Genomic DNA, 24,104 nt, shown 5'->3' on the forward strand with positions numbered 1-24,104 from the left:
AGTCCCCTGTGGGAGCTGTCGAGCTTTAGCGAGGCTGCGAAGGCGGTGGCACTGTTGATAGAGGTGTTGGCTGAACCACCGCTTTCGCGGGCAAGCCCGCTCCCACAGGTGATTGGTGTGGATGCGCTGTCGATGTTCGACTGGAGATCCCCGAGGGAGCAAGCTCCCTCGCCACAGGTCCGGTGTTCCAAGCAACGTTATGTCGGAACCTGAGACGCGTCAGGCTGCCAGGCCGCGTCCCGCACGTTCCAAATTGCGCCATAGCCACGGCGGCAACACATCCGGGTCCAGGCTATCGATCAGGTTCTTCAACCCCAACCCCAACTCCGTATCCCCCTCAATCACCAACCGCCGGCGAAAAAACAGCGTATCCGGATCTTCCTGCCGACTGGCCAATAACAAAAACTCACGCCAGTTGCCGCTGATGGTCACCTGGGCCTGGGCCTTGTCGGCAATGCGCAACCCATCCCGCGCCAGGGTCAAGTACCAGCACAACCCCAGGTCGGGGATGCGCAGGCACATCCAGCGCCCGCGCAGCAGGTCGAAGCCACCGTCGCGCAAGGGCTCGGCCAGGCAGCGGTTGAGGCCTTGCTGCAACGCCAGGCGCTGGACCCGGAACGGCACGCGGCGCAGCAGTGGCAACAGACGGTCGGCGCCCTTGAGCAGCCATTGTTTGCGATTCAACATAGCCCCACCTCCTCGACCCGCAACATGCCGGCCTGGCCATGCCAGTAGCCGTTGCAACCGTCGACAAACAACGGCGGCGTGGCGCCCTGGCGCACCTGGTCGTAGGCACGCACCACATCGGCCATGCCTTCGGCCCTGGGGCTCAGACGCAGCAGATCGGCACCGCAGGCGACCAGCCCCGGGTAGTCGGCGAGCAGGTTGGTGACGTCGGCGGACATCGTCTGAATGCCGTTCAAGGTAAACAACGCCTGCCCTTCCTGGCTGGTCAAGGCCATGCCGTCCGGGTAGTTGATGCAGCAGAACTGGCAGTCGTCCTTGGGCCGGTTTTCCGCACGGGCAGTGAAGCAGCGCGCCGAGTAGGCCAGGGGCAGATGACCGTAGGCGAAGATCTCGACCTGGGGCAACGGCCGCCCCAGTTCACGTACTTGCTCCAGCACATCGGCGATCAAGCCGCGGGAGCATTCCACCGGCGGCACCCAGCGTTGCATGCCGGCATCGAGCAATTGCACCAGGGCGTGGCCGTTGTAGAGGTTGAGCGCCGGGCCGCCGACGAAGGGCAGCTTGCGCTCCATCAGCAACTGCACCGCGCCCATGTCGTTGGCTTCCACCAGCAACTGGCCGTTGTCGCACAGGCGACGCAGGCTGGACAGTTCCGAGGCGGCCTCAATCAAGGTAAGGCTCGACAACACGATCTGCGCCGAACTGCACGCCTGCAATTCACGCCCCAGGCCCAGCCATTGATCGAGGTTCAGGGCGCGGCGTTTGGAGCACACGGTCTCGCCCAGGTAAATCACGTCCAGGGGCAAGTCGGCCATGTCCGCATAGAAGCGCCCGAGGTGCTCCTTGTCCCAATAAAACAGCACCGGTCCGAGGCTGAGTTTCATCTGTGGTTCCTCACTGCCATGCACGATGGTAAGCACCCAGGGTGGTCTGGCTGCCTTCGGAAAGCCCCGCCAACACCTGCCGCCATTGGTCCTTGACCACAAAGTGGGCCGGGCTGGCGCGGTGGGCGTCGAGGGCGGCGCGCCAGACGCGGGTGACTTGCTCGACATACGCCGGGCTGCGTTGGCGGCCTTCGATCTTCACTGCTTCCACGCCGATGGCCGTGAGCTCTGGCAGCAGGTCGAGGGTGTCCAGGCTGGTGGGTTCTTCCAGCGCATGGAAGCGCTTGCCGTCCACCAGGAAACGGCCTTTGCACAGGGTCGGATAGCCGGCGGGTTCGTCCGGCGTGTAGCGGTCGATCAGCACCTCGCTGAGGCGCGCACTGAGGCCGTCGGCGTCATCGCTCCAGCGCACGGCCTTGGCCGGTGAGCACACACCGCACAGGTTGGGCGATTCCCCGGTGATGTAGGACGACAAGTGGCAGCGCCCTTCAGCCATGATGCACAGGCTGCCAAAGCCGAACACTTCGATGGGCACCGTGGCGCTGGCCGCCACCTGTTTGACCTGGGCCAGGGACAGCACACGCGGCAGCACCGCACGGCGGATATCGTAGCGTTCGACGTAGAACTTCAGCGCCGCCGCATGGGTGGCCGAGCCCTGCACCGACAAGTGCAAGGCCAGGTGCGGATGACGCTGGGCGGCGTAGCCGAGCACACCGGGGTCGGCGGCGATCAGCGCGTCGATGCCATGATCGGCGGCGCGGTCCACCGCCCGTTGCCAGCGCGGCCAGATCTTGGGTTGCGGGTAGGTGTTGACCGCCACGTAGAGCTTGCGCTGGTGCTGGCGGATATGGGCGACGGCGGCGTCGAACTGTTTGTCGTCCATGTTCAGCCCGGCGAAATGCCGGGCATTGGTGTCATCGCGAAACCCCACGTACACCGCATCGGCGCCTTGGCGCACGGCGGCTTTCAGCGCAGGCAAGTTGCCTGCCGGGCAGACCAGTTGCATGGTGGCTCCTTATTGAAAATCGGCAAAGGACAGGAACGGCACCGCCGCCCCCTTGGGCACCTGCTGTCCGCGTTCGACAATCACCAGGCCGTCGGCCCAACACGCGGGCGCGAGCATCGCCGAGCTTTGCTGCGGGTGCAGGATGGCGCGCAATTGCCCATCGATGCCGGGGCTCAAGCGCGCACGCAGGTATTGGCGGCGCTTGTTCGGCTTGGCCCAGTCAAACCCGGCCACCACGTTGATCGGCACCGGCAACACCCGCTCGGCCCCCTGGGCGCGCAGCAGGAACGGGCGCACCACCACCAACGCGGTGATCAGCGCGGCGGTCGGGTTGCCCGGCAGGCCGATCCACGGTTTGCCCGCGACCTGGCCGAACGCCAAGGGCTTGCCGGGCTGGATCGCCAGGCGCCAGAACTCGACCTTGCCGAGCGCCTGGATCGCCTGCTTGAGGTGGTCCTCCTCGCCCACCGACACACCGCCGGTGGTCAGCAGCAGGTCGCATTCGGAAGACGCCAGCACCAGCGCATCGCGGCTGGCCGCCAGGGCGTCGGCCATCACGCCGTAGTCGTGCACGTCCACGCCCCAACCGCGCAGCAACGCCGCGAGGAGGTGGCGGTTGCTGTTGTAGATCTGCCCGGGTGCGAGCGACTCACCCGGCTCGCGCAATTCATCACCGCTGCTGAGCAGGCACACCCGCAGCGGCCGATAGACCTTGACCCGCGGGATGCCCGCTGCCGCCAGCAGGCCGATCTCCTGGGCACGCAGGCGCTTGCCGGCGCTCAACACCCGTTGCCCGCGTTGCAGCTCTTCGCCGCGCTTGCGCACGTGTTCGCCCAGGCGCACGGGTGGGCACCAGATGCGCGGGCCATACACCCGGCAACGTTCCTGTGGCACCACGCTGTCGGCGCCCGCCGGCAACGGCGCACCCGTAAAGATGCGTACCGCCTGCCCGGCCTGCAACGGCACGTCGCTGCTGTGCCCGGCGGCGATGCGCCCGGCCACTTCGAGGTAACCACCCTGCTCCGGCACGTCAAATGCGCGCAGGGCGTAGCCGTCCATGGCGCTGTTGTCCCAGCTTGGCAGGTCGAGGGGTGAAAACACTTCGTCGGCGACGACCCGCCCAAGGGCCTGGGCCAAGGCAATCACTTCAGTGGAAGGCGGCGGCGGCGCCTGTGCCAGCAACTGTTCGATGGCCTCCTCTACCGGCAGCAGGTCGCCGCTGTCACACACGTTCATGAGCGTGCCTCACAGGCCGCGAGCGCCTGGTCGAGTTGTGGCTTGAGGTGCGGCGCGAAATTGCACGGGCCGGTGCGGCTGTCCAGTTGACCGACGAGAATCTGGTCCCAGGCGGTGCGGCACGCGCCCGGCGAACCTGGCATGCAGCACACCAGCACACCGTTGCTGAAACCGGCCAGGGCACGCGATTGCAGGGTCGACATGCCGATTTCGGCAAGGGACACCTGGCGAAACAGCTCGCCAAAACCGTCGACCTGTTTGTCCAGCAACGGCAGCACGGCCTGGGGCGTGTTATCTCGAGCGGTGAAGCCGGTGCCGCCGGTCATCAGCACCACTTGCACCTGGGGGTCGGCGATCCACTGCGAGACGCGCGCGCGGATCTGGTAGATGTCATCCATCACGATGCCGCGGTCGATCAGCATGTGGCCAGCGGTTTGCAGGCGGTCCACCAGGGTGTCGCCGGAGGTGTCGGTGTCGTAGGTGCGGGTGTCGCTGATGGTCAGCACCGCGATATTCAGGGAGACAAAACTGCGTTGGGTCAGATGGGCCATGATCCAGGCTCCAGGCGTTGAAAAGATGGTTGCAGCCTGCGCCGCAATGGGCGCAGGGCCTATTCCTCGGAGGAGGTATGCCGTTAGGGGGCCAGGCGCGTGCGTTGCCAGTGGCCGTCGTGCAGGCGGAAGTCGAGGCGGTCATGCAAACGATCCGCACGCCCCTGCCAGAACTCGATGCGCTGCGGTTGCAGGCAATAGCCGCCCCATTGCTCCGGCCGTGGCGGTTGGCGCCCGGCGAAACGCTCGGTGACTTCACGCAGGCGGCCTTCCAGCTCGCTGCGATGGGCCAATGGCTGGCTCTGCGGCGAGGCCCAGGAGCCCAGTTGGCTGGCGGCCGGGCGGGCGTCGAAATAGTCGTCGGACAGTTCGGTGTCGGCCTTCATCACCGGGCCTTCGATGCGCACCTGGCGCTCCAGGCCGGGCCAGAAAAACGTCATGGCGGCGTGGGGGTTGCTCGCCAGTTCCTGGCCCTTGGCGCTCTGGTAATGACCGAAAAAGAAAAACCCTTCGGCGCTGAAGCCCTTGAGCAACAAGATGCGGCAATGGGCGTGGCCGCTGCTGTCGACCGTGGCCAGGGCCATGCTGTTGGCCTCGGCGGGCGGCACTTCCGTCTTGCGCGCCTGGGCCAGCCACTGGCCGAACAGCTCCAGCGGGTCGTCCTGCTCGCAGTCATCACGCAGGCCATAAAGGGTGTAGTTGCGGCGCAATTGCGCAAGGGACAGGGGCATGACGCGGTCCTCCGGAAAGTTCGCCACAGTGTGGGAACTGACGCCGAATGATCCCTTGACCGCGATCAACAATTGGCCGTGGCATGACGCCGCATGGCAACTGTGTACAACATCACATTCCTGCACCCTGGCCTTGAACACTCTGTAGTGCGCGGGCTTGCCCCGCGCCGGGTGGCGCAGCCGCCCCAACAAGGACGCCACGGTGTTTCAGACAAACCAAGGTGCCTGGGTTTGGGGCGGCTGCACCACCCAGCGCGGGGCAAGCCCGCTCACTACAAAGGCGGTTGATGCAGGGGTTACCACAGGGATTTGGCGAGGATCACGATCAGCACCATGTGCCCCAGGATGCTGCGCCGTATCCACAGTGCGCGCTTGGCACTCAGGCGCTTATGGGTCAGCCAGTACGCGAGCAGCAGGTAGTGCCCGATGATGCTCAGCGCCAGGCTGACTTTCAGGCTGAACAACAGCGTAAAACGAGCGGTCCACGGCACGTTCCAGTAGTGCCACGCCAGGCCCAGGCCCGCGCCGTACAGCACCACCACGACCCCGTGCAGCACCCGCCGCGATCGCCGGGCGATCGCCTGGTCCGAGGTGAATTGCGCCGACCAGGCCAACTCTTCCCGGGCGCTGTGCCAGATCACCAGTTCAAAAAACAGCGTGCCGATAAACGCGATGGCCGCCAGCAGATGTACGATCAGCAACAGTGAATACATGGCTGCCTCCTACCCTGGATGCCCGTCGACCCGCGCCTGCCAGAGCATCGGGCCATAACGCCACAGGTACAGCCCCAACCCGACGCACCAGCACGCCCCCGCCAGCCACAGCGCCGCCACCGGCCACACCAGCACCAGCAGTACCCGGCACACACACGCCAGGTTCAGCAGCGCAAACGCCAGGCTCATCCCACCTGGCGGTTGCAGCGAGCGGCCAGTGTGGCCGAGGCTGACCCGCGCGATCATCGCCAGGATCAAGCCCCCCATGGCCCCCACCGTCAGCGCATGCACCGCCAGGCTGGGGTTCAACGGCGCGCCGAAATGCCACAGCGCCATGCCCAGGCAGGCCAGCGCCAGCCAGGCGTACGCCAGGTGCAGCGACCACAACAGTGGCACCTGCCACAGGCCGCGCGCGTGCCAACGCACCAGGCGCAGCAGGTGGCCCACGCCAAGTGCGGCAAACAGCACGCCCAGCCAAAGGCGCGGCGACAGGGCCAGCCCGCTGGCATAGAACAGCGCCACCAGGATCGAGCCGCCCAGCAGCAGATGATCCAGCCACGGCCACGGCTTGACCGCCTCGACCCGGCCCAGGCCGCGCTGGGTGAAAAACGGGATCACGCGGCCGCCGATCAAGCCCATCATCGCGGCCACCAGCCATAGCCCGGTGAGCACCGCCTGGCGTTGCAGGCCGAGGTCATACAGCGACAACCCATCCGCCACGGCCAGCAGCACCAGCACCAGCACAATCGGGTAGTTGCGCCGCTGGCGTACCTGCCACAGCGTCCAGCCCATCACCCCGGCCACCGCCAGCGGAAAGCTCAGTTCCAGCAGCGCCAGCAGCGGCCATGGAATATCCAGCAACCAGCCCAGGCGCGCCGCCAGCCACAAACCCGCCAGCGCCGCCAGGGGCGCACCGCTGAGGCCCGGGCGGCCGGTCCAGGTCTGCACCGCCGTCAGCAGGAACCCGGCGATGATCGCCACGCCAAAGCCAAACAGCAGTTCATGCCGATGCCAGACAAGCCAGCCGCCGGCCGGTTGCCAGTTGCCGGTCATGCCTCCCAGGGCCAGCAGCCACAGGGGAACCGCCAACGCCGCCAACAGGCACGCGCCGAGGAAGAACGGCCGGAAGGCCAGGCGAAACAACGGGGTAATCGACAGTGCCTTGCGCCGATCCAGAACTTGCATGCTGCGGCTCCTCAACTCATTTTCTGTGCCGATGGTGCGCCTGCGCGCGCGTCTTGCCCTTGTCGCAGATCAAGCTGTGCCAAGGGTAGTCGGATTAACCTTGAGCCCCCCTTCCCCTTTGTGTCCCGAGGTATTGATGGTGCTCCATCGTGTCCATCACCAGATCCTGCGCAGTCACCACCTGTTCGAGCCCATGGACGAGGCCCAACTGACTGAGCTGATGAGCAACAGCCAACTGCTCAATGTCGACAAGGGCGAGCCGCTGTTCCGCCAGGGCGAACCGGCCGAGGCGTTTTACTTTGTGATTGCCGGCGCGGTGAAAATCTACCGCCTGACCCCGGACGGCCAGGAGAAGGTGTTCGAGGTGATCGGCGAACGCCAGACGTTCGCCGAAGCGATGATGCTGATGGACACGCCCAACTACGTGGCGTGCGCCGAAGCGGTGTGCCCGAGCCAGGTGTATCGGCTGTCCAACGCCACCTACATGCGCCTGTTGCACAGCAACAGCCGCCTGACCTTCGCCCTGCTCGGCACGTTGTGCGTGCGCCTGCACCAGCGGGTCAACGAGATCGAGACACTGTCGCTGAAGAACGCCACCCACCGCGTGGTGCGCTACCTGCTCACACAACTGGTGCGCCAGCAGAACACCGAAACACGCTTCGAACTGCCCATGGCCAAGCAGTTGATCGCCGGGCACCTGTCGATCCAGCCGGAGACGTTCTCGCGGATTATCCGGCGCTTGATCGACGAAAAGATCATCACCCAGGACGGTCGTCATATCGCCATTCTCGACCGCCCGCGCCTGGAGCAATTCGAGTGAAGACCTGCCTGTACTGCCAGCGGCGCAACCCCGAAGCACGCGTCACCTGCGCACACTGCGCCATGCCGCTGCCGGCGTCCGAGGCCAGCAAACAGGCCCTGCGGCTGAGCCGCTTTCAGTGGTTCTGCGTGGGCCTGGCGCTGTTTTGCATCGCGATGTTCTTCTGGCTCCCCCGGGATATTTACTGACCCTCGGTCAACTGCCGGTACAGCTGCGGTAGCCGCTGCGGCAACTGCTGTGGCTGGCGGATCAGGGTGAAGCCGTTCGCGCCGAACATGTACGGCAGGTAGTCACCGGCCTGCTTGTCGATAGTGATGCAGAACGGGATCAAGCCCTGGCGCCGCGCTTCGAGCACCGCCTGGCGGGTGTCTTCCACGCCATAGCGGCCCTCGTACAGATCCAGGTCGTTGGGCTTGCCATCGGTGAGCAGCAACAACAGTTTGCGCCGCTGTGGGCAGGCCCCCAGCAGCCGGGTGGCCTGGCGGATCGCGGCGCCCATGCGCGTGTAGTAACCCGGCTTGAGCGCCTGGATCGCACCGCGGGTGTGGTCGTCATAGGGTTGCTGGAAGGACTTGAGCACCTGCATGCGCACCTGCTGGCGACGCAGGGACGAAAACCCGTACAGCGCAAAGCGGTCCCCCGCGCCGGCCAGGCTTTCGCCGAACAGCAGCAGGCTGTCGCGAATCACGTCGATGACCTTTTGGCTATCGTTCAGGTGCGCATCGGTGGACATCGACAGGTCGGCCAGCAGCAGGCAAGCGAGGTCGCGGTGGCTGTGACGTTGCTCCATGAACAAGCCGCGCTCGGCGCAGGCGCCGTGCTGGCGTTGCACATGAAAATCCAGCCAGGCGTGCAGGTCGAGTTCGCTGCCCTGGGGTTGCTGGCGCTGCCATTGGCGGTCGGTGCGCAGGTGCTGGAACTGGCGACGCAAACGCCGGGCCTCGGCATGCAGGCGCACGGGCAAGGGTTGCGGTGGCGCGTCGCGTAGCTGCATCAGTTGCAGGTTGACGAAGGCGTCTTGCAGGCGCTGCTGGCGGTAGTCCCACTCCGGCAGCTTGATCCCTGCGCCGAGGGGGATGTCATCAACGTCGGCGGGCGGCAGGTCGAGGTGCAGTTTCAGCCCGCCACTTTTGCGCACACGCTGGCGTGACAGGCTCAGTTGGTCGAGGTCTTCGGCCACGCGGGCGGCGTCGGGGTCGTCGCTGTCGTCGCTCCAGCGGTCGAGGTCGACGTGTTCGGTCCAACTGAACAGGTTTTCCAGGCGTACCACCAGCAGGCCGCCGTCGCGGCTCTGGTCATCCAGACGCGTGGCGCGCTTGGGTGCGCCGTGTTGTTCACTGGGCGCTGCTGACAGATCGTCGCCGCTGTCGTCGAGGTCGGCGCTTTGCGGCGTGTCGAGGTGCAGCGGCGGGTACAACCACAACGGCAACGGCCACGGCGCGCGCTCGCTGCGTGGCAGATGGCGCACACTGCCGGGCTCGCGCAGGGCCTTGCGCAGGGCTTTTTCCAGCGCCGCTTCGTCGGGGCGCAGGCTGGCGGGGTCGGGGCGCAAGGCGATGTGCGCATCCACCAGGCGCCGGTAGCTGGGGCCCATGGCGGGGTAGCGTTGCAGCAGCAGCCAGGTCCAGCGCTGGTTGTCCCGCGCCCAGTGGGTCATCGGGCCGGACTGTGCGGCAAGCAGGGCCAACCAGCGGTAAAGCTCCAGGTTGAGGCTGGCGTGGGGGAACACCGCCAGGCGGGACGGCAGGCGCAAACGGTTGCCGTCGCAGGACGCCAGCGGTGCCTGTTTGCAAGTGCCGGCAATACGCATCAACAGGTTACGGCGCAGCAGCAGGTCGCGTTCGCCGGCGGCTTCCAGGGCGATGCCTCCGGCGCCGCCGAGGGCGCGAAACAGCAGCGCCAGGCTGCGTTGGCGGTCACTCAAGTGGACCTGCGCCGCGGGGAAATCCACGCTGGCGCGACGGGTGATAAAGCGGTGCCAGGCGCTGCCGACCCACTCTTCCAGTTCCAGGGTAAAAGCCATGGGCATTGCTCCAAACGTAAAACGGCCCGCTGAATCAGCCGGGCCGCCCTCTTGGGGATTAACGATCAATGCACAATCGGCACCGGTTCACCGGCCACCGCGCGGCGTTGCCGGAAGCTGTACAGGTAGCAGAGCAGTCCGAGCAGGAACACCACGCCGCTGGCCAACCGCGCCCAGAACAACCCGTGCAGATGTTCGGTGGTGGCCATGAACGGCAGCGCCACGCCGTCCACCGGCCAGCGTTGCAGCCACACCTGTACGGCGCCGGCGGCGGTGAGGAACAGGGTGATCATCACCATCGACAGCACCATCAGCCAGAAGCCCCAGACCTCGATGGTCTGCGAGCGGGCATCCGGCGCTTCGCCGAGGCCACGCAGGCGCGGCATGGCGTAGCTGATCAGGGTCATCACGATCATGGCGTAGGCGCCGAAGAACGCCAGGTGACCGTGGGCCGCGGTGAGCTGGGTGCCGTGGGTGTAGAAGTTGACCGGGGCCAAGGTGTGCAGGAACCCCCAGACTCCGGCGCCGAAGAACGCTGTCACCGTGGTGCCCTTGGCCCATAACGTTGCGGCACGGTTGGGGTGCTGGCGCCGACGGCGTTTGACCATGGTGAAGGCGAACATCACCATCGCCAGGAACGGCAGCGGTTCCAGTGCCGAGAAGATCGAACCGACCCACAACCACACCTGCGGCGCGCCGATCCAGAAGAAGTGGTGCCCGGTGCCGATGATCCCGGTGATCAAGGCCATGGCGATGATCACGTACAGCCATTTTTCCACCACCTCACGGTCGACGCCGGTGACCTTGATCAGCACGAACGCGAGCATCGAGCCCATGATCAATTCCCACACGCCTTCAACCCACAGGTGCACCACCCACCACCAGTAGAACTTGTCCCGCGCCAGGTTGCCGGGGTTGTAGAAGGAGAACAGGAAGAACACCGCCAGGCCGATCAGCCCGGTCATCATCACCATGCTGACCGTGGTCTTGCGGCCCTTGAGCAGGGTCATGCCGATGTTGTAGAGAAAGCCCAGGCATACCACGACGATGCCCATCTTGGTGATGGTCGGTTGCTCCAGGAACTCACGGCCCATGGTTGGCAGCAGTTCGTTGTGGGTCAGCTTGGCCAGCGCCGCGTAGGGCACCAACAGGTAGCCAAGGATGGTCAACACCCCGGCCACGGCAAACACCCAGAACAACAGGATCGCCAGTTTCGGACTGTGCAGCTCGCGGTCCGCCTCCTCGGGCACCAGGTAATAGGCGGCGCCCATGAAGCCGAACAGCAGCCATACGATCAACAGGTTGGTGTGGACCATCCGTGCCACGTTGAACGGAATCAGCGGGAACAGGAAGTCACCCACCACGTATTGCAGGCCCATGATCAGGCCGAACAGCACCTGGCCGACAAACAGCATCAGGGCAAACACAAAGTAGGGTTTGGCCACGGCCTGGGATTGGAATTTCAGATAGGGATTGACGCTGCGCATGGCTCAGCCCTCCTTGTTCGGTGGCCAGTTATTGGTGTCGATCTTCAAGCTCCATTTGAGGAACTCGGCCAGATCACCCACCTCCTGGTCACTGAGATTGAATTGCGGCATGGCCCGGCGCCCGGGCACGCCCAGGGGTTGCATCTTCATCCAGGCGTGCAGGAACGGCTTGAACCCTTCTTCACCGCCCCGGCGCTGGAACACATTGCCCAACTCCGGCGCAAAGTACGCGCCCTCGCCCAACAGGGTGTGGCAGCCGACGCAGTTGTTGCGCTCCCACACGCCCTTGCCGCGCACCACCGCTTCGGTGAGCTGGTCGACGTTGCTGCGAGTCGGAAAGGTCTGTTCGGTGTGGTAGGTCAGGGCCAGGAAAATCAGGAAGAAGAACACGCTTCCTCCGAAGTAGATATTCCTGGCCATGCCCTTGGTGAAGGTCTCTGACATGGTCGTCTTCCTCATGGCTTGGCGGGGGCCATGATAGGAAGGCGGGGTGTGAAAAGTGATTGATGGCGATCAAGAAGTGCGGATTGTGGAGGAGCTTGGCCCTCCCACACTCAGTCACCCCATAAACCTGCTACTGACGCGCTTGTAGTGAGCGGGCTTGCCCCGCGCCGGGTGGCGAAGCCGCCCCAAATCCCGGCACCTCGGTATTCCTGAAACACTGCGGCGGACTGTTTGGGGCGGCTTCGCCACCCAGCGCGGGCAAGCCCGCTCACTACAAAGGCGCGCTCAGCAGATCGCGCCGACAAGCAGCGCCAGCACCACGGCCCATCCCAACAGCATCAGCCGCCACCCCCAGGGCGCATGCCGCAATTCCATGAACCCGTCCGCAATCAGCCACGCCTTCGAGACCGCCAACAGCAGCACCGCCCACCACACGCCTGCAGCGCCCGTGAGCACCGTCCCGGCACTCAGCGACACCAACACCGCCCAACACACCAGCAACCCCTGCGACGTGCTCATCGATCCTTCACCCCATCACATACACCACCGGAAACAACACCACCCACACCAGGTCGACCATGTGCCAATACAACACGCCCGACTCCACCCCGCTTATCGCCACCCTTCCCCGCCAGCATCCCACCGCCAGCCACCCGAGGATCACCATGCCCAGCAGCACATGCAGGAAATGAAACCCCGTCAATACCCAGTACAAAGTGAAAAACCGGCTGTATTCCAAGCCCAGCCCAACCCCCGCCAGGTGGGCGTATTCCTCCAGCTTGATGCCCACGTAAATCAACGCTGCCAACAACGCCGCACAAAACCACCCGGCACCGCGCCGCGATGGCTGCCCACGCACTTGCTGCAACCCCAGCGCGGCGCACAATCCGGCGGTCAGCAGGCTCACGGTCATCGCCAGCCCGGTGGAGCTGTCCAGCTGGCTGCGGCCCAGGGCAAACACTTCGGGTTCAAGGCGCTGCGTCACGGCAAACGTCAGGATCAAAATCGCAAACACCGTCAACTCGGCGAGGATGAAAAACCACATCGCCAAGTCGCCCGGCAGGCGCCGTGATTCAAGCAAAGTGCACGTCCACCACGTCCATCAGCGCCGCGACGGTATGCGGGTCGTCGCTCAAGGCCTGGGCCAGGCAGGCCAGGCAGGCTTCACGCGGTGGCATGCCGGCGGCGATGAGGCGGGCGGTGAAGATCAGCAGGCGCGTGGAGGCGACTTCCTCCAGGTCGTGTTGATCGAGACGCCGCAACGCCTGGCCCAGGCGCACCACTTCGGCGGCCAGCGTACTGTCCACCTGGGCCTCCTGGGCGACGATACGCGCTTCATCGGCTGGCGCCGGATAGTCGAAGCGCATCGCCACGAAACGCTGGCGGGTGCTGGGTTTCATACCCTTGAGCAGGTTCTGGTAGCCGGGGTTGTACGACACCACCAGCATGAACGACGGCGGCGCCTTGACCACTTCGCCGGTGCGTTCCAGGTACAGCTCGCGGCGGTCGTCGGCCACCGGGTGCAGGACCACAGTGGTGTCCTGGCGCGCCTCGACCACTTCATCGAGGTAGCAGATGCCACCTTCGCGCACCGCACGGGTCAGCGGGCCGTCCTGCCACCAGGTGCCTTGGGCACCGATCAGGTGGCGGCCGACCAGGTCGGCGGCGCTGAGATCGTCGTGACAGGCCACGGTGTACAGCGGCAACTGCAAGCGGTGCGCCATGTGCTGCACAAAGCGGGTTTTGCCGCAGCCGGTCGGGCCTTTGATCAGCACCGGCATGCGGTGGCGCCAGGCATGTTCGAACAGCAGGCATTCATTGTCGACGGGTTGGTAGAAAGGTTCGCTCATGACACAGGTCCACAGCTGATTTGCGGCCACGCTAAGGGCGCCTGCGACAACCTGGCAAGCGCTACCCAAAGCAAACTTGATCGCCGTCAAGCGAGCATTCCAACACCTCGCCATAGTCTGGCCAGGCACTAAGAACCTGCGCCCGCACCCCGTTGCGCGGCACCGCAAAGGTCTCGCCTGAGGAGTAAATGGAATGCTGACTCGCAACAGAACCACCTTCACCTTGAGCCTCGCCAGCCTGAGCTGCGCACTGGCCCTCGCCCTGCCCTTGAACGCCCATGGCGCGGTCACGCCTGCCGTGGTGAAAACCGCCGGCGCGCCGGACATGAGCCAGGCCGACTTCGACACCTCCAAGCAGATTTACTTCGAACGCTGCGCCGGTTGCCACGGTGTGCTGCGCAAGGGCGCCACCGGCAAACCGCTGACCCCAGACATCACCCAGTCCCGTGGCCAGGCCTACCTCGAAGCGTTGATCACCTACGGCTCCCCCGCCGGCATGCCGAACTGGGGCACCTCCAATGCGCTGACCAAGGCGCAGATCAGCAGCATGGCCAGCTTTATCCAGCACACCGCGCCCACCCCGCCGGAATGGGGCATGGCCGAGACGCTCAAGACCTGGAAAGTCCTGGTCAAACCTGAAGACCGGCCCAAGCACCAGCTGAATAAACTCAACCTGGAAAACCTGTTCTCCGTAACCCTGCGCGACGACGGCAAGATCGCCCTGATCGACGGCGACACCAAGCAGATCGTCAAGCTGATCGACACCGGCTACGCCGTGCACATCTCACGCATCTCCGCCTCGGGTCGCTACCTGCTGGTGATCGGCCGCGACGCCAAGATCGACATGATCGACCTGTGGCCCGCCGAGCCGACCAAGGTCGCCGAGATCAAAGTGGGCATCGAAGCGCGTTCGGTGGAGACCTCCAAGTTCAAGGGTTTCGAGGACAAGTACACCATCGCCGGCTCCTACTGGCCGCCGCAGTTCACCATCATGGACGGCGAAACCCTGGAGCCCAAGCAGATCGTCTCGACCCGTGGCATGACCGTCGACAAGCAGGAGTACCACCCCGAACCGCGGGTGGCGGCAATCATTGCGTCCCACGAATGGCCGGAGTTCATCGTCAACGTCAAGGAAACCGGCAAGGTCATGCTGGTCAATTACCAGGACATCAAGAACCTCACCATCACCACCATCGACGCCGCGCCGTTCCTGCATGACGGCGGTTGGGACAGTACCCACCGCTACTTCCTCACGGCGGCCAACAACTCGAACAAGGTCGCGGTGATCGACTCCAAGCAGCGCACCCTCACCGCCCTGGTCGACGTCGGCAAGACCCCACACCCCGGGCGTGGCGCCAACTTCGTGCACCCGCAATACGGCCCGGTATGGGCCACCAGTCACTTGGGCGACGGCGGGATTTCGGTGATCGGCACCGACCCGGTCAAGCACGCGCAATACGCCTGGAAACAAGTGGCATCGCTCAGCGGCCAGGGTGGTGGTTCGCTGTTTATCAAGACCCACCCCAACTCCCACCACCTGTATGTCGACACCACCCTCAACCCCGACGCCAAGCTGAGCCAGTCGGTCGCCGTGTTCGACATCAACAACCTCGACAAAGGCTACAGCGTGCTGCCGATTGCCGAGTACTCGGGGATCAAGCAAGGCGCGTTGCGCGTGGTGCAACCGGAATACAACAAGGCCGGTGACGAGGTGTGGTTCTCGGTGTGGAACGGCCAGACCGAGGAATCGGCGCTGGTGGTGATCGACGACAAGACCTTGAAGCTCAAACACGTGATCAAGGACAAGCGCCTGATCACACCCACCGGCAAGTTCAACGTGTTCAACACCCAACACGACATTTATTGAGCCTGATCAACAAGGGAATCTGCCATGAAAAATATGCTCCTCGCACTGCTCGCCAGCACCGCGCTTACCGGCCTGCAACCGGCCCTCGCCCAGGACGGCCCGGCGCTGTTCAAGAGCAAACCGTGCGCGGCGTGCCACAGCATCGACAGCAAAGTCGTCGGGCCGGCGCTCAAGGACGTGGCCGCCAAGAACGCGGCGGTAAAAGACGCGGCCACCACCCTTGCCAGCCACATCAAGAACGGCACCCAGGGCAACTGGGGGCCGATCCCGATGCCGCCGAACCAGGTGACGGATGACGAAGCGAAGACGTTGGCCACCTGGATCCTGACCTTGAAATAACCCGAGGAGCGCGCCATGCAAGTTTCGATGATCGGTGCGGCCATGGCGCTGCTGCTACTCATTCCCCTGCCCGTCGGCGCTGCCGTGGATGCACGCCGCCTGGAACACCTGCTGACCGAGGACTGCGGCGCGTGCCACGGCCTGTACCTCACTGGCGGCCTCGGCCCGCCGCTGACGCCCCAGGCCTTGGCCGGTAAAAGCCGCGACAGCCTGATCGCCACCGTGGCCTACGGCCGCCCTACCCGCGCCATGCCCGGTTGGGCGCCGCTGCTCAACGCCAGTGAAATCGCCTGGCTGGTCGACCGTCTCTTGAGAGGAAGCCTCGCGCCATGATCCGTCCGTTGAGCTTGTCCCTGTGCCTGTTGCTTGGCGCCTGCACCCAGCCCGCCGTGCGCGGCAGCGGTGACCTGGGCCTGGTGATCGAACGCGCCAGCGCCAGTGTGCAAATCATTGAAACCAGCGGCATCACCGCCCTGGCGCGCATCGACGGCCTGGGCGACCTGTCCCACGCCTCGGTGGTGTTCTCCCGCGACCAGCGCTATGCCTACATCTTTGGCCGCGACGGCGGGCTGACCAAGGTTGACTTGCTGGGCCAGCGCATCGATAAACGCATCCTCCAGGGCGGCAACAGCATCGGCGGTGCGATCAGCCAGGATGGGCGCCTGATTGCCGTGTCCAACTACCAGCCCGGCGGGGTCAAGGTGTTCGACGCCGCGACCCTGGCCCTGGTCGCCGACATCCCCGCCACCCCGTTGCCCGACGGCAAGCGCTCACGGGTCGTGGGCCTGGTGGATGCGCCCGGCCAGCGCTTCGTATTCAGCCTGTTCGACACGGGCGAGATCTGGAGCGCGGATTTCAGTCATGGCACCGTGCCCACCATCCGCCGCTTCAAAGACATCGGTGAGCAACCCTACGACGCGCTGATCACCGCCGACGGCCGCTACTACATGGCCGGGCTGTTCGGCGAGGACGGCATGGCCCAACTCGACCTGTGGCACCCGGAACAAGGCGTCAAGCGCGTGCTCGCCGACTACGGCCGTGGCCAGGCCAAATTGCCGGTGTACAAGATGCCCCACCTCGAAGGCTGGGCCGTGGCCGACAACCAGGCCTTCGTGCCTGCCGTGGGTCGCCACCAGGTGCTGGTGATGGACGCACGCAACTGGCAGCAGACCGCCGCCATCGCCGTGGCCGGCCAGCCGATCTTCGTGACGGCGCGGCCGGACGGGCGCCAGCTGTGGGTCAACTTCGCCTACCCGGACAACGACCGCGTGCAGGTACTTGACAGCCAAACCCACCAGATCGTTGCCGACCTGCGCCCCGGTCCCGGTGTGCTGCACATGGAGTTCACCGGGCGTGGCGAGCAACTGTGGTTGTCGGTGCGTGACGGTGAGCAGGTGCAGGTCTGGGACCCGTATCGCCTAACCTTGCTCAAGACCTTGCCGGCCTTGAGCCCCAGCGGAATTTTCTTCAGCAGCCGTGCGCAAAAAATGGGGTATTGAGATGGACCTTGATCTGCTCAGCCAGCAATTGATCGAACGCTACCAGCACGGCATGCCGCTGTGCGCCGAACCCTACCGGGAAATGGCCCAGGTGCTGGGCTGTCGCGAAGCCGAGGTGATGGCCTGCCTGCAACGCCTGGAACTGGCCGGCGCGCTGTCGCGCATCGGCCCGGTGTTCGAACACACCCGCGCCGGCGCCAGCACGCTGGCCGCCCTGGCGGTGCCGCTTGAGCGGCTGGAACAGGTGGCCCATCGGGTCAGCCAGTACCCGGAGGTCAATCACAACTACGCACGCGAGCACCATTACAACCTGTGGTTCGTGCTCACCGGGCCGCACCGCCAGCACTTGGAACAGATCCTCGACGAGCTGGAGAAAGACACCGGCCTGCGCCCCCTGGATTTGCCGATGCTCACTGCCTACCGCATCGACCTCGGGTTCTCCCTGGGAGCGCACCCGTGATCACGCCCCTGAACCACGAACAAATGCTCGACCTGCGCCAATGCCTGGAACGGGGTTTGCCAGTGGTGCCACGGCCCTACGATGCCCTCGCCGAACGCATCGGCGCCCATCACGATCAGGTGCTGCAACAGATGCAGCAATGGCAGGAGCAAGGCCTGTTCCGCCGTGTTGGCCTGGTACTCAACCACCGTGCCCTGGGCTTTGTCGCCAATGCCATGCTGGTGCTCGATGTCCCGGACGCGCTGGTGGATGAAATCGGTGCCCGCCTGGGCCGCGCACCGCGTATCAACCTGTGCTACCAACGCCCGCGCCGCCTGCCGCTGTGGCGCTACAACCTGTTCTGCATGGTGCACGGCCGCGAGCGCGAAGAGGTCGCGGCGCATATCCAGGCGGTGCTGGAGCAGCAACAACTGAGTGACCTGCCCCACCACCTGCTGTTCAGCACCCGCGCCTACAAACAATGCGGCGGGCGTTTTGCGCCGCCACCGTCGCAGGTGTGGGCCCATGGATGACTTCGACCGCCGCCTGATCAACCGCCTGCAACGTGGCCTGCCGCTGGTGCGCCAGCCATGGCAACACGTCGCCGAGGAGCTGCAGAGCCGGCCCTGCGAGGTGCTCGACCGCCTGCATGATCTGCTCGAGGACGGCGTGCTCACGCGCTTCGGCCCGATGTTCGACATCGAGCAGTTCGGCGGCGCCTTCACCCTCGCCGCCCTGGCGGTACCCGAGGCGCGCTTCGAGACGGTGGCCGCGCAACTCAACGCGCTAGTGCAAGTGGCCCACAACTACCGCCGCGAACACCAGTGGAACATGTGGTTCGTGTTGGCCTGCGCCAGCGCGACGGAGCTGGCCGCGACCCTGTCCCGCATCGAAGCCCTGACGGGGCTGACGGTGCTCAACCTGCCGAAGGAGCACACCTACCATGTCGGTCTGTATTTCCCGGTCTGACAACGCCCTGGCCCTGCGCCTGGTCACCCTGACCCAAAGCGGCCTGCCGCTGGTGGAAGACCCCTGGGCATGGCTCGCCGAGCAATTGGGCATCAGCGTCGAATCGACCCTGGATCTGCTCAAGCGCCTGCAAGCCGAAGGCGCGATCCGCCGCATCGCCGCCGTGCCCAACCATTACCGCCTCGGCTATCGGCACAACGGCATGACCGTGTGGGACGTCGTCGACACGCAGATGCCACGCCTGGGCGAACTGCTCGGCGCGCAGCCCTTCGTCAGCCATTGCTACCGTCGCCCGCGCCGCCCGGATTGGCCGTACAACCTGTTCGCCATGGTGCATGGGCGCAGCCGCGAAGAAATCGACAGCTACCGCGATCACCTGCGCTACCTGCTGGGCGATGCCTGCCGTGCCGACGAGATGCTGGTAAGCAGCCGCATCCTGAAAAAAACCGGCCTGCGCCTGAGCCCCTCGCACTGACAAGGAATGCCCCATGCTGCGAATCAGTCAGTACCTGCGCACCTTGGCCGGCCAATGCCCGCCGCCCCGCGCTTCTACCCCAGGCAGCGACCGCCCGCCGGTGGTGATCTGGAACCTGTTGCGGCGCTGCAACCTCACCTGCAAGCACTGCTACGCCACCAGCGCCGACAGCGTATTTCGCGATGAGCTGGACACTGCCACGGCACTGCGGGTGATCGACGACCTGCACGCCGCCGGGGTGCGCGTGTTGATCCTGTCCGGCGGCGAGCCCCTGCTGCGCGAGGATCTGTTCCAGCTCAGCGCCTATGCGCGGGACAAAGGTTTTTTCGTTGCACTGTCCACCAACGGCACGCTGATCGACGAGCAGAACATCCAGCAGATCGCCGATGCCCGCTACGACTACGTGGGCATCAGCATCGACGGCCTCGAAGCGACCCACGACGCATTCCGCCAGCTGCAAGGCAGTTTCCAGCGTTCGCTGCACGCCATTCGCCTGTGCCGCGAGGCCGGGATTCGCGTGGGCCTGCGCACCACGCTGACCCAGGCCAACCACGCGCAACTCCCGCAGTTGCTGGAGCTGATGCGTGAATACGATGTGCAGAAATTCTATCTGTCACACCTCAACTACAGCGGGCGCGGCAAGCGCAGCCGCCAGCTGGACGCACACCGCCAGATGAGCCGCGACGCCATGACGCTGATTTTCCAGCAGGCCTGGCACGACATCGAACACGGCGTGGCCAGCGACTTTGTCAGCGGCAACAACGACGCCGACGCCATCCTGTTGCTGCAATGGGTGCACCGCCACCTGCCCGAGCACTACCCGCAGCTGGAACACCTGCTGCACGGCTGGGGCGGCAATGCGTCGGGCAGCGGCATCGCGAATATCGACAACACCGGCGAAGTGCACCCGGACACCTACTGGTGGCAGCACTCGGTGGGCAATGTGCGCAACCGCACCTTTCGCCACCTCTGGCTGGAGCAGCCCGACCCGTTGCTGTTGCGCCTGCGCGAGCACCCGCGCCAGATCGGCGGGCGCTGCACCGACTGCCGCTGGCTGCCAATCTGCAACGGCAATACGCGCACCCGCGCCTGGGCCGATGGCGACCTGTGGGGCCCGGACCCCGGGTGCTATCTCAGCGATGCCGAGATCGCCCGGCAGTCACCCAGCCTGATCCCGTGCGCCACCCGGTGACACAACCGGGGGCGCCTGCCTGATGATGAACAGAGGACGTCCCATGCACCTTCCGACTGCCATACCCGCGAGCCTGCACAGCCCCTTCCACCCCGGCGAAGTCGCGCTGGTGGGCGCCGGCCCCGGCGACCCGCGCCTGTTGACCCTGCGCGCCTGGAGCCTGTTGATGCAGGCCGACGCAGTGGTGTTCGACCGCCTGATCAGCGCCGAGCTGCTGAGCCTGATCCCCCTGACTTGCGCCCGCCATTACGTGGGCAAGGCCAGCGGTTACCACAGCCTGCCCCAGGATCAACTCAACGCCCTGCTCGCCGAGTTGGCCGAACAGGGTCAGCGCGTGGTCCGCCTCAAGGGCGGCGACCCGTTTATCTTCGGGCGCGGCGCCGAGGAGCTGGAATACCTGCTCGCGCGCGACATCCCGTGCCAGGTGGTGCCAGGCATTACCGCCGCGTCCGGGTGCAGCGCCTACGCGGGCATCCCATTGACCCACCGCGACCTGGTCAACTCCTGCCGCTTCGTCACCGGGCACTTGCAGCGCGACGGCGCCTTGAAACTGCCGTGGGCCAGCCTCGCCGAGCCGAGCCAGACCCTGGTGTTCTACATGGGCCTGTCGAACCTGGCGCTGATCGCCGAACACCTGGTGGCCGCCGGTTTACCGGGCGATACCCCGGCAGCGTTGATCAGCAATGGCGCGCGGGCCGACCAGCACGTGGCCCATGGCACCTTGCGCCAGTTGCCGACCCTGGCGGCCGACTGCGAACCCGGCGTGCCGACCCTGACGGTGATCGGTGCGGTGGTGAACCTGTTTGCCGACGCCGCCCTGCACTACCCCGCGAGCCTGTCGGCGCCCCGCGTCCCGGTGGCGTCGTGAAGCGCCTGTGGTTGCTGCCATTGCTATGGGCCGGCGGCGCCCACGGTACGCCGGCCGAGGACTACCACCAGTATTGCGAGAGCTGCCACGGCCTCAATCGCATCGGCGCCAGCGGCCCGGCGTTACTCCCCGAAAGCCTCGGGCGGATCAAGCCGGACGAGGTGCGCAAGGTCATCACGCAAGGCCGTCCCGCCAGCCAGATGGCCGCCTTCGGGGCCCAATTGAGCGCAGCGCAGATCGACGGGCTGGCGGACTTCCTGCAACAACCGCCCGCCACACCGGCAACCTGGAGCGTGCAGGACATCCGCGACAGCCACCGCTTGCTGGCCGACCTGACGCAGTTGCCAACCACCGCGCAACACCACGCCGACCCGCTCAACCTGTTTGTGGTGGTGGAGTCCGGCGACCATCACATCGACATCCTCGACGGCGATCGCTTCACTGTGCTGGACCGTTTTGCCAGCCACTTTGCCGTACACGGCGGGCCCAAGTTCTCGCCGGACGGACGCTTCGTGTACTTCGCCTCGCGGGACGGCTGGATCAGCCTGTATGACCTGCACAACCTCAAGCTGATCGCCGAGATCCGCGCCGGACTCAACACGCGCAACCTGGCAGTGAGCAAGGACGGGCGCTGGGTGCTGGTGGGCAACTACCTGCCGGGCAACCTGGTGGTGCTCGATGCGCGTGACCTGTCGCTGGTCAAGCTGCTGCCGACCGGGTCGCGGGTCAGCGCCGTGTACACCGCGCCGCCGCGTGACAGTTTTGTGGTGGCGCTCAAGGATGTGAACGAGGTTTGGGAGCTGTCCTATGCCGCCCCACAACCCAGCTTCGAACCCCGGCGCATCGCGGCCCGCGACGTACTGGATGACTTCTCGTTCACCCCCGATTACCGCCAGTTGCTCGCCACATCACGCAAGGCCGGTGGCGGCCAGGTGATCGACCTGGATTCGGGAGACGTGGTCACCGATATTCCACTGGCCGGCATGCCTCACCTGGGCTCGGGCACCTATTGGCGGCGCAATGGCCAGTGGGTGTTCGCCACACCGAATATCAGCCAGGGACAAATCAGCGTGCTCGACCCCGCCACCTGGAAGCCGATCAAGCAGATCCCCACCCTCGGCCCGGGCTTCTTCATGCGCAGCCATGTCAACTCGCGCTATGTATGGAGCGATGTGTTTTTCGGGCCGGACAACGATGCCATCCACTTGATCGACAAACAGACCCTGGAGATCGCCCATACCCTGCGCCCGGTGCCGGGCAAGACCGCCGCCCATGTGGAATTCACCCGCGACGGGCGTTACGTGCTGCTGAGCATCTGGGCCACCGACGGCGCGCTGATCGTGTACGACAGCCAGACGCTTGAGGAGATCAAGCGCCTGCCGATGAACAAGCCGTCGGGCAAGTACAACGTGGGTAACAAGATCGAGTTTGCCGAAGGTACGTCGCACTGAAGCACCGAATTACAGGCTCGGTCTCTCACCACAGGAGTGTGTCGCCCAGGCTGATATGGTCGCAGTCACCATGCACGGTGAACCCTTCGCCGGTTCGGCGCAGTTTGCCGCGCTCCTGGGCCTGGGTGAAATCGTCGTCGCCCCGGGCAAACTGACCCTGGCCGATGTAGTGGTAACCCGCCGCCGCCAGGCGTTCGAAGCTCAGTTGACGCATCGCACCGCTATGGGCCTGGGTGGGTTGCGCGCGATAGCGCCGAGGGGGATCGGCGTAGTCGAACACTTGCAGGCGGTCCGGCTCCAGGGCGATCAGGCTGGCCAGCTTGGCGTCGAAACTGGCCAGGGTCTGCCAGGCGGCGCCGTAGCCCAGGTCGACACTCACCGAGCGGAAATCAAAGGTGCGGGCCGCATCGATCAACGACTGGATCGGTGCCGGGTTGCGGTAGCACGCCTGGGCGGGCTCGGCCGCGGCACGGGCATCCGGCACGCTGATGCAGACGTGGTTGAAACCCAGCTCACGCAGCAAACCCACGCTCGCCCAATCAGTGTGCCGGGGGTCGAGGTCGATGGCGTAGTCGCCACGGTCTTGCTCGAAGAAATTGAAGCGCGCGTGCAGGGCGTGCATCAGGGCCTGTACCTCGGCAATCGCCGCCGCCCCGCGCCACTGGAAATGCTCCACGGGTTGCCGATGGTCAAGGTGACGGCCGACCCATTCGATCTCCCGGATCAGTCGGCGCCGGCAGTCGTCATTCGCCGGGCCGGGCGGCCAGTGCAAGGTCAACGCCAGCGGGCGCTGCCACTGGCGGCTGGTGCGTAGCGCACGCACCACATCGAGGGAAATCACGCTGCACATGAGGGGCTCCGGGTCCGTGGGCGGTGAGCCATTGTCCGGTGCGACAACACGACACCCGTTGATATGCATCAAGGGCTTTACCACGAGAGGTAAAACATGCCCTTGGCCAACAGCACAATCGCGACCATATGCCCGAACAGGCTCAGGTGAATAAAGCGCAGATACCGCGCACTGACACGCCCACGGCGCATGCGCAGCATCGTCAGCAAAAAGTGCAGCAGCACGCTGGTGGCGAGTATCAGTTTGAGGCTGAGCAAGGTGCCGAATGACGTCGCCAGTGGCGCGGCCAGCAGCGGCCGATAACGCAGCCAGACCATGCCGATACCGGCGCCGAACAGCACCAGCAACACCCACGGCATCAGCCTGCGGGCACGCTGGCCGACGCCTTGTTCGACCTGCACCATCACCCGCGCCGGCAAGTGCCGATGCAGGTGGGCCAGGATCAGCACTTCGAAAAACACCGTGCCGATAAAGATCAGCGCAGCGAACAGATGGGCCAGGAGAAACAACAGGTAGAGCATGGAGGCCTCGCAGGTCG

30 protein-coding genes are annotated in these 24,104 nt (G+C 65.3%); 14 read left to right on the forward strand and 16 right to left on the reverse strand.

The features are described 5' to 3' along the window. The coding region (locus tag OPU96_RS26530) for a hypothetical protein (RefSeq protein ID WP_498559983.1) at positions 1 to 213 on the forward strand (213 nt) is incomplete at its 5' end. A 6-nt stretch (positions 214 to 219) separates the two neighbouring features. Here the strand turns inward: OPU96_RS26530 and ubiT are convergent. The 8 genes from ubiT to OPU96_RS26570 all read right to left on the reverse strand — a co-directional run bounded on the left by ubiT (position 220) and on the right by OPU96_RS26570 (position 6,993). Continuing rightward, a complete protein-coding gene (gene ubiT / locus OPU96_RS26535; RefSeq protein WP_192300745.1) occupies positions 220 to 687 on the reverse strand; it encodes a ubiquinone anaerobic biosynthesis accessory factor UbiT in 468 nt (155 codons plus the stop codon). Further along, positions 681 to 1,571 carry a U32 family peptidase gene (locus OPU96_RS26540; RefSeq protein ID WP_192300746.1) on the reverse strand — a complete coding sequence of 297 codons (891 nt, stop codon included), beginning with the start codon at positions 1,569 to 1,571 and terminating at the stop codon, positions 681 to 683. Before OPU96_RS26540 ends, ubiT begins: the two co-directional genes overlap by 7 nt. Before the next feature lie 10 nt (positions 1,572 to 1,581). Then, on the reverse strand, positions 1,582 to 2,577 hold the full coding sequence (gene ubiU, locus OPU96_RS26545; protein ID WP_498559984.1) for a ubiquinone anaerobic biosynthesis protein UbiU: 996 nt from the start codon (positions 2,575 to 2,577) through the stop codon (positions 1,582 to 1,584). Positions 2,578 to 2,586: 9 nt separating this feature from the next. After that, positions 2,587 to 3,813 (reverse strand): molybdopterin molybdotransferase MoeA, encoded by a 1,227-nt coding sequence (locus tag OPU96_RS26550; RefSeq protein WP_498559985.1) that lies wholly within the window; start codon positions 3,811 to 3,813, stop codon positions 2,587 to 2,589. Beyond that, the gene (gene moaB, locus OPU96_RS26555; RefSeq protein WP_226457529.1) at positions 3,810 to 4,364 is read right to left on the reverse strand and encodes a molybdenum cofactor biosynthesis protein B; all 555 of its coding nucleotides are present in this window, start codon (positions 4,362 to 4,364) and stop codon (positions 3,810 to 3,812) included. The genes OPU96_RS26550 and moaB overlap by 4 nt, the downstream gene beginning before the upstream one ends. An 83-nt stretch (positions 4,365 to 4,447) precedes the next feature. Continuing rightward, on the reverse strand, positions 4,448 to 5,095 hold the full coding sequence (gene pdxH, locus OPU96_RS26560) for a pyridoxamine 5'-phosphate oxidase (RefSeq protein WP_305391005.1): 648 nt from the start codon (positions 5,093 to 5,095) through the stop codon (positions 4,448 to 4,450). A 296-nt stretch (positions 5,096 to 5,391) separates the two neighbouring features. Further along, positions 5,392 to 5,808, reverse strand: a complete 417-nt coding sequence (locus OPU96_RS26565; protein WP_192300751.1) for a hypothetical protein — start codon at positions 5,806 to 5,808, stop codon at positions 5,392 to 5,394. A gap of 9 nt (positions 5,809 to 5,817) precedes the next feature. After that, on the reverse strand, positions 5,818 to 6,993 hold the full coding sequence (locus OPU96_RS26570; protein WP_192300752.1) for an NnrS family protein: 1,176 nt from the start codon (positions 6,991 to 6,993) through the stop codon (positions 5,818 to 5,820). Between the two features lie 136 nt (positions 6,994 to 7,129). On the opposite strand from OPU96_RS26570, the gene OPU96_RS26575 reads away from it, so the two are divergent. Together OPU96_RS26575 and OPU96_RS26580 are read left to right on the forward strand one after the other, a co-directional pair. Further along, the gene (locus tag OPU96_RS26575; protein WP_226457527.1) at positions 7,130 to 7,813 is read left to right on the forward strand and encodes a Crp/Fnr family transcriptional regulator; all 684 of its coding nucleotides are present in this window, start codon (positions 7,130 to 7,132) and stop codon (positions 7,811 to 7,813) included. Next, a complete protein-coding gene (locus OPU96_RS26580; protein WP_192300754.1) occupies positions 7,810 to 8,001 on the forward strand; it encodes a protein DnrP in 192 nt (63 codons plus the stop codon). The genes OPU96_RS26575 and OPU96_RS26580 overlap by 4 nt, the downstream gene beginning before the upstream one ends. On the opposite strand, the gene OPU96_RS26585 is transcribed toward OPU96_RS26580, so the two are convergent. From OPU96_RS26585 to OPU96_RS26610, 6 genes are all read right to left on the reverse strand, one after another. Continuing rightward, entirely contained in the window at positions 7,995 to 9,836 is a 1,842-nt protein-coding gene (locus tag OPU96_RS26585; RefSeq protein WP_498559986.1) for a nitric oxide reductase activation protein NorD, read from the reverse strand. The genes OPU96_RS26580 and OPU96_RS26585 overlap by 7 nt on opposite strands. 65 nt (positions 9,837 to 9,901) lie before the next feature. Beyond that, positions 9,902 to 11,323, reverse strand: a complete 1,422-nt coding sequence (locus tag OPU96_RS26590; protein WP_226457525.1) for a cbb3-type cytochrome c oxidase subunit I — start codon at positions 11,321 to 11,323, stop codon at positions 9,902 to 9,904. A gap of 3 nt (positions 11,324 to 11,326) precedes the next feature. Then, complete coding sequence (locus OPU96_RS26595) at positions 11,327 to 11,767, reverse strand: c-type cytochrome (RefSeq protein ID WP_498559987.1); 441 nt, start codon at positions 11,765 to 11,767, stop codon at positions 11,327 to 11,329. A 285-nt stretch (positions 11,768 to 12,052) separates the two neighbouring features. Continuing rightward, a complete protein-coding gene (locus OPU96_RS26600) occupies positions 12,053 to 12,286 on the reverse strand; it encodes a cytochrome C oxidase subunit IV family protein (RefSeq protein ID WP_305391010.1) in 234 nt (77 codons plus the stop codon). A 7-nt stretch (positions 12,287 to 12,293) separates the two neighbouring features. Beyond that, positions 12,294 to 12,812 carry a cytochrome c oxidase subunit 3 gene (locus OPU96_RS26605; protein WP_192300804.1) on the reverse strand — a complete coding sequence of 173 codons (519 nt, stop codon included), beginning with the start codon at positions 12,810 to 12,812 and terminating at the stop codon, positions 12,294 to 12,296. Between the two features lie 28 nt (positions 12,813 to 12,840). After that, positions 12,841 to 13,617: a CbbQ/NirQ/NorQ/GpvN family protein gene (locus tag OPU96_RS26610; protein ID WP_498559988.1), complete on the reverse strand. Its 777-nt coding sequence runs from the start codon at positions 13,615 to 13,617 to the stop codon at positions 12,841 to 12,843. A 193-nt stretch (positions 13,618 to 13,810) separates the two neighbouring features. On the opposite strand from OPU96_RS26610, the gene nirS reads away from it, so the two are divergent. From nirS to OPU96_RS26665, 11 genes are read left to right on the forward strand one after another with little or no spacing between them, the layout of a single operon-like run. Then, on the forward strand, positions 13,811 to 15,484 hold the full coding sequence (gene nirS / locus OPU96_RS26615; protein WP_192300762.1) for a nitrite reductase: 1,674 nt from the start codon (positions 13,811 to 13,813) through the stop codon (positions 15,482 to 15,484). A gap of 24 nt (positions 15,485 to 15,508) precedes the next feature. Continuing rightward, a complete protein-coding gene (locus tag OPU96_RS26620; protein ID WP_498559989.1) occupies positions 15,509 to 15,823 on the forward strand; it encodes a c-type cytochrome in 315 nt (104 codons plus the stop codon). A 15-nt stretch (positions 15,824 to 15,838) separates the two neighbouring features. Then, positions 15,839 to 16,156, forward strand: coding sequence for a c-type cytochrome (locus OPU96_RS26625; protein ID WP_498559990.1), 318 nt, complete (start codon positions 15,839 to 15,841; stop codon positions 16,154 to 16,156). After that, positions 16,153 to 17,322 (forward strand): cytochrome D1 domain-containing protein, encoded by a 1,170-nt coding sequence (locus OPU96_RS26630; RefSeq protein ID WP_498559991.1) that lies wholly within the window; start codon positions 16,153 to 16,155, stop codon positions 17,320 to 17,322. Before OPU96_RS26625 ends, OPU96_RS26630 begins: the two co-directional genes overlap by 4 nt. Before the next feature lies 1 nt (position 17,323). Then, positions 17,324 to 17,782: an Lrp/AsnC family transcriptional regulator gene (locus OPU96_RS26635; RefSeq protein ID WP_192300766.1), complete on the forward strand. Its 459-nt coding sequence runs from the start codon at positions 17,324 to 17,326 to the stop codon at positions 17,780 to 17,782. 23 nt (positions 17,783 to 17,805) lie between these two features. Then, a complete protein-coding gene (ahbB, locus tag OPU96_RS26640) occupies positions 17,806 to 18,294 on the forward strand; it encodes a siroheme decarboxylase subunit beta (RefSeq protein ID WP_225595712.1) in 489 nt (162 codons plus the stop codon). After that, positions 18,287 to 18,730 (forward strand): Lrp/AsnC family transcriptional regulator, encoded by a 444-nt coding sequence (locus OPU96_RS26645; RefSeq protein ID WP_305391011.1) that lies wholly within the window; start codon positions 18,287 to 18,289, stop codon positions 18,728 to 18,730. The genes ahbB (OPU96_RS26640) and OPU96_RS26645 overlap by 8 nt, the downstream gene beginning before the upstream one ends. Then, positions 18,705 to 19,205: a siroheme decarboxylase subunit beta gene (gene ahbB, locus OPU96_RS26650; protein ID WP_226457518.1), complete on the forward strand. Its 501-nt coding sequence runs from the start codon at positions 18,705 to 18,707 to the stop codon at positions 19,203 to 19,205. The genes OPU96_RS26645 and ahbB (OPU96_RS26650) overlap by 26 nt, the downstream gene beginning before the upstream one ends. A 13-nt stretch (positions 19,206 to 19,218) precedes the next feature. Further along, the gene (gene nirJ, locus OPU96_RS26655) at positions 19,219 to 20,397 is read left to right on the forward strand and encodes a heme d1 biosynthesis radical SAM protein NirJ (RefSeq protein ID WP_305391012.1); all 1,179 of its coding nucleotides are present in this window, start codon (positions 19,219 to 19,221) and stop codon (positions 20,395 to 20,397) included. Positions 20,398 to 20,440: 43 nt separating this feature from the next. Then, the gene (cobA, locus tag OPU96_RS26660; RefSeq protein WP_498559992.1) at positions 20,441 to 21,265 is read left to right on the forward strand and encodes a uroporphyrinogen-III C-methyltransferase; all 825 of its coding nucleotides are present in this window, start codon (positions 20,441 to 20,443) and stop codon (positions 21,263 to 21,265) included. Further along, a complete protein-coding gene (locus tag OPU96_RS26665; RefSeq protein ID WP_329959632.1) occupies positions 21,262 to 22,716 on the forward strand; it encodes a cytochrome D1 domain-containing protein in 1,455 nt (484 codons plus the stop codon). Before cobA ends, OPU96_RS26665 begins: the two co-directional genes overlap by 4 nt. A 25-nt stretch (positions 22,717 to 22,741) precedes the next feature. Here OPU96_RS26665 and OPU96_RS26670 read toward each other — a convergent pair whose 3' ends face one another. Together OPU96_RS26670 and OPU96_RS26675 are read right to left on the reverse strand one after the other, a co-directional pair. Next, positions 22,742 to 23,566 (reverse strand): oxygen-independent coproporphyrinogen III oxidase, encoded by an 825-nt coding sequence (locus tag OPU96_RS26670; RefSeq protein ID WP_305391014.1) that lies wholly within the window; start codon positions 23,564 to 23,566, stop codon positions 22,742 to 22,744. A gap of 77 nt (positions 23,567 to 23,643) precedes the next feature. After that, a complete protein-coding gene (locus tag OPU96_RS26675; RefSeq protein ID WP_192300773.1) occupies positions 23,644 to 24,087 on the reverse strand; it encodes a CopD family copper resistance protein in 444 nt (147 codons plus the stop codon). Positions 24,088 to 24,104 lie beyond the last annotated feature (17 nt).

It is taken from the genome of Pseudomonas sp. RP-B7 (assembly GCF_059803535.1).